The 13,577-nt window shown below is 73.8% G+C and carries 12 protein-coding genes; 10 read left to right on the top strand and 2 right to left on the bottom strand.

Annotated elements, in window-relative coordinates; translation table 11 throughout:
- Positions 1–88 precede the first annotated feature (88 nt).
- Positions 89–2,443 (bottom strand): PIG-L family deacetylase, encoded by a 2,355-nt coding sequence (locus tag D3P35_RS19540; RefSeq protein ID WP_118136978.1) that lies wholly within the window; start codon positions 2,441–2,443, stop codon positions 89–91.
- Complete coding sequence (locus D3P35_RS19535; RefSeq protein WP_118136976.1) at positions 2,440–3,681, bottom strand: ROK family transcriptional regulator; 1,242 nt, start codon at positions 3,679–3,681, stop codon at positions 2,440–2,442. The genes D3P35_RS19540 and D3P35_RS19535 overlap by 4 nt, the downstream gene beginning before the upstream one ends.
- A gap of 215 nt (positions 3,682–3,896) precedes the next feature.
- Between D3P35_RS19535 and D3P35_RS19530 the strand changes: the two genes are divergently transcribed.
- The 10 genes from D3P35_RS19530 to D3P35_RS19485 form a co-directional block, all read left to right on the top strand.
- The gene (locus D3P35_RS19530; RefSeq protein WP_118136974.1) at positions 3,897–5,141 is read left to right on the top strand and encodes an extracellular solute-binding protein; all 1,245 of its coding nucleotides are present in this window, start codon (positions 3,897–3,899) and stop codon (positions 5,139–5,141) included.
- 29 nt (positions 5,142–5,170) lie between these two features.
- Positions 5,171–6,085, top strand: coding sequence for a carbohydrate ABC transporter permease (locus tag D3P35_RS19525; protein WP_118136972.1), 915 nt, complete (start codon positions 5,171–5,173; stop codon positions 6,083–6,085).
- A complete protein-coding gene (locus D3P35_RS19520; RefSeq protein ID WP_118136970.1) occupies positions 6,085–6,939 on the top strand; it encodes a carbohydrate ABC transporter permease in 855 nt (284 codons plus the stop codon). The genes D3P35_RS19525 and D3P35_RS19520 overlap by 1 nt, the downstream gene beginning before the upstream one ends.
- A gap of 2 nt (positions 6,940–6,941) precedes the next feature.
- Positions 6,942–8,435, top strand: coding sequence for an argininosuccinate lyase (argH, locus tag D3P35_RS19515; protein ID WP_118136968.1), 1,494 nt, complete (start codon positions 6,942–6,944; stop codon positions 8,433–8,435).
- Complete coding sequence (locus tag D3P35_RS19510) at positions 8,435–9,475, top strand: ABC transporter ATP-binding protein (protein ID WP_118136966.1); 1,041 nt, start codon at positions 8,435–8,437, stop codon at positions 9,473–9,475. Before argH ends, D3P35_RS19510 begins: the two co-directional genes overlap by 1 nt.
- Positions 9,475–10,539 carry an ROK family protein gene (locus tag D3P35_RS19505; protein WP_118136964.1) on the top strand — a complete coding sequence of 355 codons (1,065 nt, stop codon included), beginning with the start codon at positions 9,475–9,477 and terminating at the stop codon, positions 10,537–10,539. Before D3P35_RS19510 ends, D3P35_RS19505 begins: the two co-directional genes overlap by 1 nt.
- A complete protein-coding gene (locus D3P35_RS19500; RefSeq protein ID WP_118136962.1) occupies positions 10,536–11,276 on the top strand; it encodes a glucosamine-6-phosphate deaminase in 741 nt (246 codons plus the stop codon). The genes D3P35_RS19505 and D3P35_RS19500 overlap by 4 nt, the downstream gene beginning before the upstream one ends.
- A 219-nt stretch (positions 11,277–11,495) precedes the next feature.
- Positions 11,496–12,413 (top strand): MoxR family ATPase, encoded by a 918-nt coding sequence (locus D3P35_RS19495; protein WP_232830571.1) that lies wholly within the window; start codon positions 11,496–11,498, stop codon positions 12,411–12,413.
- Positions 12,410–13,258, top strand: a complete 849-nt coding sequence (locus D3P35_RS19490; RefSeq protein WP_118136958.1) for a DUF58 domain-containing protein — start codon at positions 12,410–12,412, stop codon at positions 13,256–13,258. Before D3P35_RS19495 ends, D3P35_RS19490 begins: the two co-directional genes overlap by 4 nt.
- On the top strand, positions 13,255–13,577 hold a 323-nt coding region (locus D3P35_RS19485), incomplete at its 3' end, for a hypothetical protein (RefSeq protein ID WP_118137096.1). The genes D3P35_RS19490 and D3P35_RS19485, both read left to right, overlap by 4 nt.

Here is a 13,577-nt window from a genome sequence, read left to right as displayed (position 1 = left end):
CCTCCGCGCGCAATCGGGCAGGACCGGCGGGAATGGCGCCGGCCGGGTGAGGGCACCGGCGTCCCCGCGGCCGGGCCTTCCGCAGCGCTCAGGCGGGGGCTGCGAGGTTTGCCAGCAGGCGGAAGGCGCCGGGCACCATGCGGTCGAGCTGGTGGTGCAGGGCGAGCGCGACATGGCTGTGCCTTCCCGCCCCGACCCGCGCACTCACCAGCGCGCCGTCGAGCGGCGCCTCGCCCGGGTCCGCCATGCTCAGCAGGGCAGTGTAGGCCGGGTGGCGCCGGGCAGCGAAGTAGAGACCGCGCTCCTTGTCCCAGCCGTCGAAATCCGCGGCGGTGATGCGGTTCGGCCCGGCGAGAAGCGGGTGGTCGGGGGCCAGCAGCGCCACCGGGGCGGAGGGATCGGTCACGCGCCAGCGCAGCGATGGCGTGCCGATCTGCAACGGCAGCGGCGGGGTGCGTTCCGCGTCCCAGCCCTGGTCGGGGCGCTGGTAGAGCGTGATGAGATGCCCGCCACGCGCCACGAACCGGTGCAGCCGCGGCACGGCGCGCGCGAGGTCCGGCCGGTTTCCGAAGGCGACAACGCCCGCGACCACCGTGGTGTAGGCGGCGAAATCCTCGCCCTCGGGCACCAGCGCGGGTGCGGTGACATCGAGCCCCATGCGCGCCATCCAGCCGCCGGTGCCATCGCCCGAGCCGATGAAGCACACCCGGGCCCCGGGAGGCAGCGCGAGATCGAGCGTGAGCACGCGCAGCACCGCCGGGGCGGCATGCACCAGCCGGCCGACATGCGGGTGCCCGGCGGTGGCGAGCACGAGCCCCGGGTCTCCCCCGGCGCCGAGCGGCAGGGTGAGCAGGCCCGGCGCGGTGTCCGGCGCGGGGTGCAGGGCAAGCCCGTCGGCTTCCGTCTCCGCCCTCCAGCCCGGCGGCAGGGCGCAGGTGAGCGGGGCCGGCGCCTCCGCCCGCAGGCGCAGCGGCCCGCGCTCGCCGGGCCGGCGCAGGAAGGCATCCGGCTCCACACGCAGCGCCGCGCCCCGGCGCAGGATGAGCGGTTCTTCCGGGTCGAGGCGCAGGCACAGATCGCGCCCGGCGACACGGGCGGACAGTTCCACCCAGACCGGGCCATTGCCGCCCAGCGGGTCGAAGCCGGCAGCGAAAGCCGGGGTATCCGGCGCGTCGGCCCGGACCCCGAGCGGCAGGGTCACGGGCGCGCCGGGGCGGGCGGGGCCCGCCGTCACCCCCTCGGGCAGGCGGGCGGCGAGGCCGGCCTGCTCCGCCGCGGGCGAGAGCGAAACCTCCAGCAGGCCCGCCTCTCCCGGGCGCAGCAGGGCGGGGCGCAGCCGCGCCACGCCGCCCAGCCCCGCCGCCTCGGCCATCGCGCAGGCGATCTCCCGGCGCTTGCGGGCGAGACGGTGGCCGTGCAGGGCGGCGAAACCGGGCTCGGCGAGGGCCACGGCACGCTCCAATGCCACATCGGCGGCGGCAAGGGCGGGCAGGATCGCCGCGCCATCGGGGAAGGCGCGCTGCGCGGTGCGGATGGCTGCATCGGCCTCCGCCAGCGCGGGCCCGGCCGGGCCGGCCCCGGCGGCGAGTGCGAGCAGGGTGCGGGGCAGGGCTTCGGCCAGCCGCGCCTCGCCCTGCCGGGCCGCCTCCGGGCCGCGGCGCAGGTGCAGCGGCCAGTCTCGGCGCGGCACCTCCGCCCAGTGCCCCATGCCCTGCGAGGCATGCCGGCGGCGCGACCATTGGCCGAGTTCGTCGTAGGACACGCCGCTCGCCGCCTCCTCTCCCGGGGCGGAGACGGTGAGGGTGGCGGCCGGCGGCGGCTCGGCGTCGTCGTAGGTGCCACCGCCGCCGCCCCAGCCGGGGAGGTAATAGTGCGATACCTGCCAGCCGGGCAGGCCCTCGCCCGGCAGCGCGGCGAGGGCGATGGCGGTCTCCGCGGCGCGGGTCATCGCCCGGTGATGGCCGTGCTGGCCGGGCACGTCGAGGAAGGTGGGGAGCACGATGTCCGGCCGGTATTCCCTGTAGGCCCGCGCGAGGCGCGCGACGATCCGCGCCTCGCCCCAGCGCGCGAAGGTGGCCTCGGCGTCCTTCGAGAAGCCGAAGTCGTGCACCGGGTCGTCGGGGCCATGGCCGAGCCAGGCCACATCGGCGTCGAGCACCCGGGCCGCCTCCTCCATCTCGCGGCTGCGCAGCAGGCCGAGCAGGGCGCCGCGCTCCGGGCCGAGGCAGTTCTGCCCGCCCTCGCCGCGGGTGGAGCAGGCGATGACCACGCGCATTCCTTCCGAGAACCGCGCCCAGGCGAGCAGGCCGCTCTGCTCGTCGTCCGGGTGGGCGCCGGTGTTCATCAGGGTGAGCACCGAGCCCAGGCGCGACAGCGCGCGGTGCAGGCGCATCAGGGCGGGGGCCGCCTCGCGCCGGGCCAGGCGGGCGTGGTCGCTGCTCATGCCGGGCCTTCCGGCTCATCGGCCCCGGCGATGTCGAGCCGCGGCGAGATCGCGTCATGCAGGGCCATGGCCGCGGCGCCGAGGGCGGCGGAGGCCTGGCCGGTGCGGCCGAGCTGCACCCGGGGCTGCAGGCGGTCCGCCCGGTGCGCCACGCTGGGCGGCACGGCAAGGCGGGAGAGGATGTCTTCGAGCAGCGGCTCGGGCAGCTTGCCGCCGAGGATCACCGTCTCGGGGTCGAAGATGTTCTCCACGAGGCCGATCATCAGCGAGAGATGCCGGGCCGCCTCCGCCACCCAGGCCGCCACCACCGGGTGGCCGGCCGCGTGCAGCGCCGCCGCGTCTGCCGGCGCCAGCCCGGCCGCGACGAGGGTTTCGTTCAGCGCGTGGCGCGAGGCATAGCGCTCGAGGCAGCCGGCCTGGCCGCACTGGCAGGGCAGGCCGCCGGGCGCCACCACGATATGGCCGATCTCGCCGGCATTGCCGCGCGCGCCGCGCAGCGGCTGGTCGCGCAGGAAGGCGCCGAGGCCGATGCCGGCCCCGAAGTAGATCAGGCAGAAATCCGACAGGTTGCGGCCCTTGCCGAACAGCATCTCGCCCATGGCGGCGGCGTTCGCGTCATTGTCCACCAGCACCGGCACGGCGAAGCGCTGCGCGAGGTGGCGGCGCACGTCCACCCCCTCCCAGCCGGGCAGGGTGGTGGGGCCGATGCCCGACAGCCCCTCGATGCCGAAGGGCCCGGGCATCACCACGCCGATGCCCATCAGCCGCGCGCCGTGCCCCTCCGAGAGCCGCTCCACCAGCCGCTCGCACTCCTCGAGCACCCGCTCCGGCGCCATGTCGGCGAGCTGCAGGGTTTCGACCTCGCGCGGGTTTCCGCCGAGGTCGAGCACCGTGGCCACCAGTGCCCCCACCGAGATCTCGATGCCCAGGCTGATCGCCCCGCCGGGGTTGATGGCGTAGAGGATCGGCGGCTGGCCGCGGCTGGTGCGCTTGCGCCCGAGGTCGAGCACCAGCCCCTCGGCGCTGAGCTCGTCGATGATGTTGGTGACCGCCTGTGTGGAGATCTGCACCATGTCCGCCAGCGCCTTGCGCCCCAGCGGGCCGTGGCGGCGCAGGATCTCCAGCAGCACCCGGCGGTTGTGGCTGCGCGCGCGGCCGGGGTTCTTGCCCATGGCCACCCGGGCCTGCGGGGCAGGGCGGGCCTCGCCCGTGCTGTCGCTGTCGCTGTGCGGCGCCATGGCGGTCGCCTCCTGTCGATGCCTGTGCCCGCAGCCTAGCCCGGCACTAAGGTTAACTCAAGTTAAGTATTTTATTGACAGGTGCTCCGAGTCCCGCGCAAGTTCGGCCCCGTGAGCGGCGCTTCACCCGGGGGAAACACCCGGGGCAGGGCCGTGCCGAGCTGTTTTTTCGAGACAACTCGCGGCCCGGGGGGCCGTGTCCAACGGAGGTAATGATGAACCGTCACTTGCTGCACGCGGGCCTGCTGGCCGGCACGGTGCTCGCGTCCGCCGGATCGGCCGGGGCCGTGGAGATCGAGTACTGGCAATACATCTACGAGACCCGGGTCCAGGCCATGGACCAGCTCATCGAGATGTTCGAGGCCGAGAACCCCGACATCACGGTAAAGCAGGTCACCTTTCCCTACGCCGATTACCAGACCCGCGTCGTGGCCGCGAAGATGGCCGGCAACGGGCCCGACGTGCTCCAGCTCTTCTACGGCTGGACCGACCGTTTCGTGGATGGCGGGGTGATCCAGCCGCTCTCCAAGGAAGCCTTCCCCGACGAGATGATCGAGAGCGAATTCTTCCCCATCGTCTCGGCCATGAAGCGCGACGGGAACTACTACGGCCTGCCCACCGCGGTGCGCTCGCTCGCGCTGTTCTACAACAAGAAGCTCTTCGAGGAGGCCGGCATCGACGGCCCGCCCCAGACGCTCGAGGAGCTGGTGGCAGACGGCCAGAAGCTCGCGAAGAAGGACGACGGCGGCAATTTCACCCAGGTGGGCATGACCATCGACATGGCCGGGCAGGACCACCAGTGGTGGCGCGAGGTGCTGCTGCGCCAGTTCGGCGGCGTGCCCTACAACGATGATTACACCGAGGTGGAATACGACAGCGAGGCCGGCGTGGCCGCCACGCAGTGGTACACCGATCTGGTGACCGCGCACGGCATCGGCACGCAGGGCTTCATGGACGAGGGCCAGGCCGCCTTCCGGGCCGGCCGCGCGGCGATGACCATCGACGGCACCTTCCGCCTCGGCTCGTTCCGCGGCATCGAGGATTTCGAGTGGGGTGTCGCGGAGCTGCCGGCGAACGCCGACGGGCTGCGCTCGAACTACGCCTCCTACTTCGCCAATGCCATCGGCGCGGGTGCGGAGGGCGAGGAGCTGGAAGCGGCGGAGAAATTCCTCGCCTTCGTGAGCTCGCCGGAGGCGATGCAGGTCTGGCTGAAGGTGGTGGGCGAGCTGCCCGCCCGCCCCGAGGCCGCCCTTACCGAGGAAAACCTCGCCGACCCGGTTTACGCGCCCTTCCTCAAGGCGCTGGAATACGCCCACACCACCATGTTCGTCGACGAGGCCGGCCAGCGGCAGGTGACCATGGACATGATCAACCGCATCCTGCTGCAGCAGCAGCCGGTGGCGGAGGCGGTGGCCGAGGCGGCGGCGGCGGAGCAGGCGCTCCTCGACCGCGCGAACTGAACGGCACGGCGCGGCAGGCGGAGGTTTTCATGTCACGGGACGCAACACCCCCACCGGCCGCGCCGCGGCTCTCGATGCGCATGCGCCGCGCGCTCTGGGTCTGGGGCTTTCTCGCCCTGCCGGTGCTGTTCTACGGCGTGATCCGCTTCTACCCCACGCTCGACGCCTTCCGGCTGTCCTTCACCGACTGGAACCTGATGTCGGCGCCGAAATACATCGGGCTGGAGAACTACCGGCGCATGCTGGCCGAGCCCGAGTTCTGGCAGGTGTTCCGCAACACCTTCGCCTATCTCGTGCTCGGCACCCCGATCAGCCTGCTGCTGTCCTTCACCGTGGCCTATTTCCTCGACCGGATCCGCTTCGGCCACACGCTGATGCGCGCACTCTACTTCCTGCCCTACATCACCACCGCCTCGGCCATGGCCTGGGTGTGGCGCTGGTTCTACCAGCCGGCGCCCACGGGCGTGATCAACGCGGTGCTGGGCGACCTCGGCCTCGCGCAGATGGACTTCCTGCGCTCCACCACCTGGGCGCTGCCCTCGATCATGGTGACGGCGATCTGGGCGGGCCTGGGCTTTCAGGTGATCATCTTCATGGCCGGGCTGCGCTCCATCCCCACCACCTATTACGAGGCCGCGCGCATCGACGGGGTGGGGGAATGGGCGATCCTGCGGCGCATCACCCTGCCGCTCCTGAAGCCCACCACGGTGTTCCTGGTGGTGTTCTCCTCCATCGGCTTCCTGCGCATCTTCGACCAGGTCTACAACATGACCACCAACGACCCCGGCGGGCCGCTCGGCTCCACCAAGCCGCTGGTGCTCAAGATCTACCAGACCGCCTTCTCCTCCTACGAGATGGGCTATGCCGCGGCCCAGACCGTGGTGCTGTTCACCATCCTGCTCCTGGTCTCGCTGGGCCAGCTCTGGGCGCTGAGGAAACGCTGATGGCCACCGCCGACACTCCCGCCCCGCGCCTGCGCTTCGCCCGCATCCGCCCCGGCCGCATCATCACCTGGACACTGCTGATGATCGGCGGGCTGCTGATGATCACGCCGCTGCTGTTCATGTTCTCCACCTCGCTCAAGCCGGCGAGCCAGATCTACGATCTGCGCCTCATCCCCGCCTCGCCCACGCTCGCGAACTACGCCGAGGTGCTGTCGGACGGCCGCTTCCTGCGCTGGTTCCTCAACTCCTCCTTCGTGGCGATCACCGTCACGGCGGCGAACTGCTTCTTCGACAGCCTGGTGGGCTACACGCTGGCGAAGTTCCGCTTCCGCGGCCGGCAGGTGGTGTTCATCGCCATCCTCTCCACGCTGATGATCCCCACCGAGATGCTGGTGATCCCCTGGTACCTGATGTCGGCGCAGTTCGGCTGGCTCGACAGCTACTGGGGCATCATGTTTCCCGGCATGATGACCGCCTTCGGCACCTTCCTGATGAAGCAGTTCTTCGAGACCGTGCCGGATGATTTCCTCGAGGCCGCGCGCATCGACGGGCTCAACGAGTTCACCATCTGGTGGCGCATCGCCATGCCGCTGGTGACTCCCGCGCTCTCGGCCCTCGCCATCTTCACCTTCCTGGGCAACTGGACCGCCTTCTTCTGGCCGCTGATCGTGACCACCTCGAAGGAGCTCTACACCCTGCCGGTGGGCCTCACCTCCTTCGCGGTCGAACAGGCCATCCAGTGGGAGAAGATCATGACCGGCGCCGCCCTCGCCACCCTGCCCACGCTCGCCCTGTTCCTCGCCCTGCAGCGCTTCATCGTGCGCGGCGTGATGCTGGCCGGGCTGAAGGACTGACCATGACCGCTGACGCTCCCTTCCCGAACCCGACCTACCGCGACACCGTGCTCGCCCCGCTGTTCGACGACGCGCGCGACACCCATGCCGAGGGCTTCCGGCGCATCGACCGCGCACACCTCGTGATGCTGGCCGAAACCGGCATCCTGCCCCCCGCCACCACCTCCGCCATCGCCCGCGCCCTGCAGGCGATCGACCGCGAGATCGACCCCGCCACCCTCAGCTACACCGGCGCGGTGGAGGACTACTTCTTCCTGCGCGAGGCCGAGCTGAAGGCCCGGCTGGGCGCGGATGACGGCGGCCGCCTGCACACCGCCCGCTCGCGCAACGACATCGACCACACGCTGTTCAAGATGGCGCTGAAGGCCCGGGCCGACCGCGCGCTCTCGGAGGCCCGCGCCCTGCTCGAAGCCCTCATCGCCACCGCGCGGCGCGAGCGCGACACGGTGATCGTGGCCTATACCCATGGCCAGCCGGCCCAGCCCACCACCTTCGGCCATTACCTCTCAGCCGCCATCGAGGTGCTGATCCGCGACATCGAGCGCATGGAGGCCGCGCGCGGCCTCGCCGACCTGTGCTCCATGGGCGCCGCCGCCATCACCACTTCCGGCTTTCCCATCGACCGCGCCCGGGTGGCCGAGCTGCTGGGCTTCGCCGCCCCCCAGCGCAATTCTTACGGCTGCATCGCCGCGGTGGATTACATCACCGCGAGCTACTCGGCGCTCGAGCTGCTGGCGCTGCACCTCGGCCGGCTGGTGCAGGATTTCCAGGTCTGGTCGGCCTTCGAGGTCGGGCAGATCCGGGTGTCGGACGCCTTCGTGCAGATCTCCTCGATCATGCCGCAGAAGCGCAACCCGGTGCCCATCGAGCACATGCGCCACCTCGCCTCGCAGACCGCCGGGCGCGCCCGGATGATGCGCGACATCATGCACAACACCCCCTTCACCGACATGAACGACAGCGAGGGCGAGAGCCAGGCCGCCGGCCACCAAGCCTATGCCACCGCCTCGCGCGTCCTGCGCCTGCTCGCGGCCTTCGTGCCGAGCCTCACCATCGACAGCGCCCGGGTTTCGGCCAACATCGACCGCTCCTGCATCACCGTCACCGAGCTTGCCGACACGCTGGTGCGCCGCGAGGGCCTCTCCTTCCGCCAGGCGCACGAGATCGCCGCCGCCACGGCGCGCGCGGTGGTGGCAGCGGGCGCGAGCCTCGCCGAGCGCGGCTACACCCCCTTCGCCGCCGCCTTCCGCGCCGCCTGCGGGCGCGAGCCCGGGCTCGACGAGGCCGCCTATTCCGAGGCGGTCTCGCCCGCGCATTTCATCGCCGTGCGCGACCGCCTCGGCGGCCCGGCCCCCGCGGCAATGGACGAGGCGCTCGCCGAGTACACCGCCCGGCTCGCCGGCTTCACCGCCGCGGCCGAGGCCGCGCGCGCCCGCGAGGCCCGCGCCGCCGCGGCGCTCGACACCGCGTTCACAGCACTTCTCGAGAGGGTCTGATGGCCGACATCACGCTGAACAGACTGGTCAAGACCTACGGCCGCGCCGAGGTGATCCACGGCATCGACCTCGCGGTGGCCGACGGCGAATTCGTGGTCTTCGTCGGCCCCTCGGGCTGCGGCAAGTCCACCACCCTGCGGATGATCGCGGGGCTGGAGGAGGTCTCGGGCGGCGAGATCCGCATCGGCGGCAGGCTGGTCAACGAGGTCGACCCCCGGCAGCGCAACATCGCCATGGTGTTCCAGAACTACGCCATCTACCCGCACATGACCGTGCGCCAGAACATCGCCTTCGGCCTCTACACCTCGAAGCTCGGGAAGACGGAGAAGGCCGCGAAGGTGGAGGAGGCCGCGCGCATGCTCGACCTCACGGCCCTGCTCGACCGCAGGCCGGCGGCCCTCTCCGGCGGTCAGCGCCAGCGCGTGGCCATCGGCCGGGCCATGGTGCGCGACCCCGCCGCCTTCCTCTTCGACGAGCCGCTCTCGAACCTCGACGCCCAGCTCCGCGCCCAGATGCGCATCGAGATCAAGGCCCTGCACCGCCGCCTCGGCACCACCATCGCCTATGTCACCCACGACCAGGTGGAGGCGATGACCATGGCCGACCGCATCGTGGTGATGAAGGCCGGGCACATCCTGCAGGCCGGCGCGCCGATGGAGATCTACGACCGCCCGGCCGATGTCTTCACCGCGCGCTTCATCGGCACGCCCTCGATGAACGTGCTGCCCGTGGCGGGGGAGGGCGCGGGCCTCGCCGCCGCGGGCGCGGGCGCGCCGCTCCTCGCCGGGGTACGCCCCCAGGCGCTGCGCGTGGGCGCGCCGGAGGAGGAGGCGGCGCTCTCGCTTACCGGGCCGGTCACGGCGGTGGAGCCGCTGGGCCCCGAGACGCTGGTGCATTTCACCGTGGCCGGGCAGGGGCTCATCGCCACCGCGCCGCCGCACGAGACGCCGGGGATCGGCGCCGAGGTGACCGCCCGTGCCGCGCGCGGGCAGGTGCATCTCTTCGACCCCGCCACCGAGCGGGCGACGGGGCGCGCGTGATGGACCAGCCGCTTTCCCCGGCCGGCGGGCTCACCCCCCGCCAGCGCCGCCGCCTCGCCACCGCGCTGCGCCACGGCACGACGGAGCCCGACGCCGGGCTCGCCGAGCGCGGCTGGCTCACCCCGGCGGGCGCGCTGCGCGCCGATGCCGGCTGCCTCTTCGGCTGCGACGTGGGCGGCACCAAGATCCAGTCCGTCGTGATCGCGCTCGACGGCACCATCCTCGCCGAGCAGCGCGACCCCACGCCCGCCGGTGGCGGCGAGGCGGCGCTGGCCTGCGTGGAGGCGCATTTCCGCACCCTCGGTGCCGGCCGCGCGATCCGCGCCGCGGGCATCGGCCTGCCCGGCGCGCTGCGCCCGGACACCGGCCATCTCGAGCGCGCGCCCAATCTCGGCGGCCTCGCGGGGCGCGACATGCGCCGGCTCTTCGCCGGGCGCCTCGGCCTGCCGGTGGCGGTGGAGAACGACGTGAGCCTCGCCGCCCTCGGCGAGAGCTGGCGCGGCCACGGCAACTGCCCGCTGCCGCCGGGCGGCCCGCTCGCCTTCGTGGCGCTCGGCACCGGCATCGGCATGGGCCTCGCGCAGGAGGGGCGGCTGATGCGCGGCGCGCGCGGCACCGCCGGCGAGATCGCCTTCCTGCCGCTGGGCGGAGACCCGTTCGGCCCCGCGGCGAAGGAGTGCGGCGCACTGGAGAGCGTGGTCTCCGGCCGCGCGCTGGCCGAGGAGTACCGCCGCCGCGGCGGCCGCCGCCCGGGCAGCCTGCGCGAGCTGTTCCGCGCCCCCGAGGGCGATGCCGAGCTCGCCGCGGTGATGGACCGGCTGGCAGAGCGGGTGGCCCTCGCCGTGCTCAGCATCGACGCGGTGATCAACCCCGCGCTCTTCGTCTTCGGCGGCGGCATCGGCTCGCGGCCCGAGCTGCTCACCCGGGTGCGCGAGCGGCTGGAGCTCTGCTGCCCCGAGCCGCCGCCCTGCCGCATCAGCGCGCTGGGAAACCGGGCGGGCGGCATCGGCGCTGCCCGCGCCGGCGCCCTCGCCCTCGCCGACGCGCTGGAGGAAGCGGCATGAGCCCGCTGCTGCAAGCCGCCATCCGGGTGCTGCCCGATGCCGAGGCCGTGGCCGGAGAGGCCGCGCGGCTGATCGGCGACCACCTGGCGGCCGAGCCCGCCGCGGTGCTGGGGCTTGCCACCGGCCGCACGCCGCTGGGCATCTACCGCCGTCTCGCCGCGCGCCACGCGGCCGGCGGGCTCTCCTTCGCCCGGGCCACCAGCTTCAACCTCGACGAGTACCGCGGCCTCGGCCCCGACCACCCGGCCTCCTTCGCCGCCTACATGCGCCGCGAGCTCTTCGGCCGCGTCGACCTGCCCGCGTCCCGCGCCCATGTGCCCCCCGGCCTGGGCGATGCGGCAGAGGCCGCCGCGCGCTACGAGGCGCAGATCGCGGCGGCGGGCGGCATCGGGCTGCAACTCCTCGGCATCGGCCGCAACGGGCACATCGGCTTCAACGAGCCCGGCGCCCCCTTCGACAGCCGCACCCGCGAGGTGGTGCTCGACGAGAGCACCCGGGAGGCCAACGCGCCCGACTTCCCGCCCGGCACCGAGGTGCCCGCGCGCGCCCTCACCATGGGCATCGGCACCATCCTGGAGGCCCGGCGCATCCTGCTGGTGGCCACGGGCGCCGCGAAGGCCGAGGCGCTGCGCCGCGCCTTCCGCGCCCCGCCCGACACCGCGTGCCCGGCCTCCGCCCTCACCGCGCATCCCGACCTCACCCTCGTCTGCGACCGCGCCGCCGCAGCCCTGCTCTGACGCCGCCCCGGTCCCCTTCGGCTCCGGCGCGGGCGGGGGGGCTGCCTCTCCTCCCTTGGTCGTAGGGCGCCGCGGCCCGGATTGTTGCATCTTCGGACGCAACGAGGCCGCAGCAAGCGGCCGGTCCGAGGGGAGGACAGCATGCAGGACGCAGCGGAGATCGGCCCCCGGCCGGGCACCACCGCCACCAACGCCCCCGCCCGCGCGCTGGCCGGGCGCATGGCCGCGGCCCTGGTGGGGCACGAGGCGCTGGTGGAGCGGCTGCTCGTGGCCCTGCTCACCGGCGGGCACCTGCTGATCGAGGGGCCGCCGGGCCTCGCCAAGACCCGCTCCGTGCGCTGCCTCGCCGAGGGCATCGAGGGCCGCTTCGCCCGCATCCAGTGCACGCCCGACCTGATGCCCTCCGACATCACCGGCACACGCGTGTTCCGCGCCGAGAGCGGCGACATGGGCTTCCTGCCCGGCCCGGTGTTCCACGAGCTGGTGCTGGTCGACGAGATCAACCGCGCGCCGCCCAAGGTGCAGTCCGCCCTGCTCGAGGCGATGGCCGAGGGGCAGGTGACCGTGGGCGGCGAGACCCGGGCGCTGCCCGACCCGTTCATGGTGATCGCCACGCAGAACTCGCTGGAGAACGAGGGCACCTTCCCGCTGCCCGAGGCCCAGCTCGACCGGTTCCTCATGCATGTCATCCTCGAGCTGCCGGGCGAGGCGGAGGAGCGCGCCATCCTCGACCTCGTGGAGGGCGAGCTCACCCAGGCCCCGCCGGAGGCCGCCCCGCCGCTCGACCGCGAGACGCTGGCGGCGATGAAGCGCGCGGTGGCGGGGGTGCACCTGTCGCCCGCCCTGCGCCACTACATCGTGGCGCTGGTGATGGCGACCCGGCGCGAGACCGAGGGCCTCACCGTGACCGGGCGCATCCGCCACGCGGTCTCGCCGCGCGGCTCGCTCGCCCTCGCGGCCTGCGCGCGGGCCCGGGCCTTCCTGCACGGGCGCGACCACGCGCTGCCCGAGGACGTGGCGGCCCTGGCGCCGGACGTGCTGTGCCACCGGCTCGCCCCCACCTGGCGCGCGCTCGCGGCGGGCGAGACGGCGCGCGGCCTGCTCGACGAGATCCTCGCGGCGGTGCGCCCGCTATGATGGCGCAGGGCCCGGGCCTCGGCCTCAGCCTCGACCGGCTGGTGGCGCTCGCCGGCCGGGCCGGGGCCCGGAGCCGCGCCGCCCCCGCCGCCTCGCGCAGCGGCGGCACCGCGGGGCGCAGGCGGGGCGAGGGCACCGACATCTTCGACATCCGCCCCTTCCAGGAGGGCGACGACCCCCGCCACCTCGACCCCGCCGCCACCGCCCGCAGCGGCCGCCCGCAGCTGCGCACCTTCCACGAGGAGGTGGAGCGCACCGCCCTGCTGGTGGCCGACCTGCGCGCGCCGATGTTCTGGGGCACGGGCAGCCGGCTGCGCTCTGTCGCCGCGGCCGAGGCGCTGGCGCTGGAGGGCTGGAGCGTGGTCGCCGCCGGCGGCCGCGTGGGCCTGCACGCGGTGCGCGACACAGAGACCACCGTGCTCGCCCCCCGCCCGCGCGAGGCGGCGATGCTGGGCATCACCGCCACGCTCGCCCGCCAGCACGCGGCCGGGCTGGAGGCCGCCGCCGCCGGCCCGGGCCCCGAGCTCGCCGAGATGCTCGACCGCGCCGCCTTCGCGGCCCCCCCGGGTGCTGCCATCATCCTGGCCACCGGCTTCGACCGTCCGGGCGCGGATTTCGAGGCCGTGGCCGGGGCGGTGCTGCGCAAGTGCCGCCTCACCCTGCTGCTGGTGCGCGACGCGGTCGAGACCGCCCCGCCGCGCGGGGTCTTCGCCCTCCGGGAGGGCAGGGCGGTGCGCGCCATCCGCTTCGCCCCCGAGGACACCGCGGCGCGGCTGGAGGCGCTCGGCGTCGCCGCCCGCGTGCTCCCCGTCGGGCAGGACCCGCTGGCGGAGGGCGCGGAATGACCCCGCAGGAGCTCGCGGCACAGCTCGCCCCGGTGCGCCTGCCCGGCGGCTTTGCCGCCTTCGGCTGGCAGGACGCCTGCGCCGTGCTCGCCCTCGGCCTCGTCACCGGGCTGCTGCTGTCGCCGCTGCTGCGCCTGTTCACCCGGGCCCGCCCCTCGCGCCGGCTCGGCGCGCGCGCCGAGATCGCCCGGCTGCGCGGGGCCCCCGAGGCGCTGCGCCTCGCCGGGCTCGCCGCCCTCCTGCGCCGGCTCGACCCGGAGGCCGCGCTGCCCGCGCCCACGCGCCGCGCCCTCTACGACCCCGCCAGCCCCGCCGACCC

The organism is Oceanicella sp. SM1341 (genome assembly GCF_003448965.1).
Lineage (GTDB): Bacteria > Pseudomonadota > Alphaproteobacteria > Rhodobacterales > Rhodobacteraceae > Paroceanicella.
The sequence above is the reverse complement of the archived record's forward strand: the minus strand, read 5'-3'. Positions and strand labels throughout refer to the sequence as shown.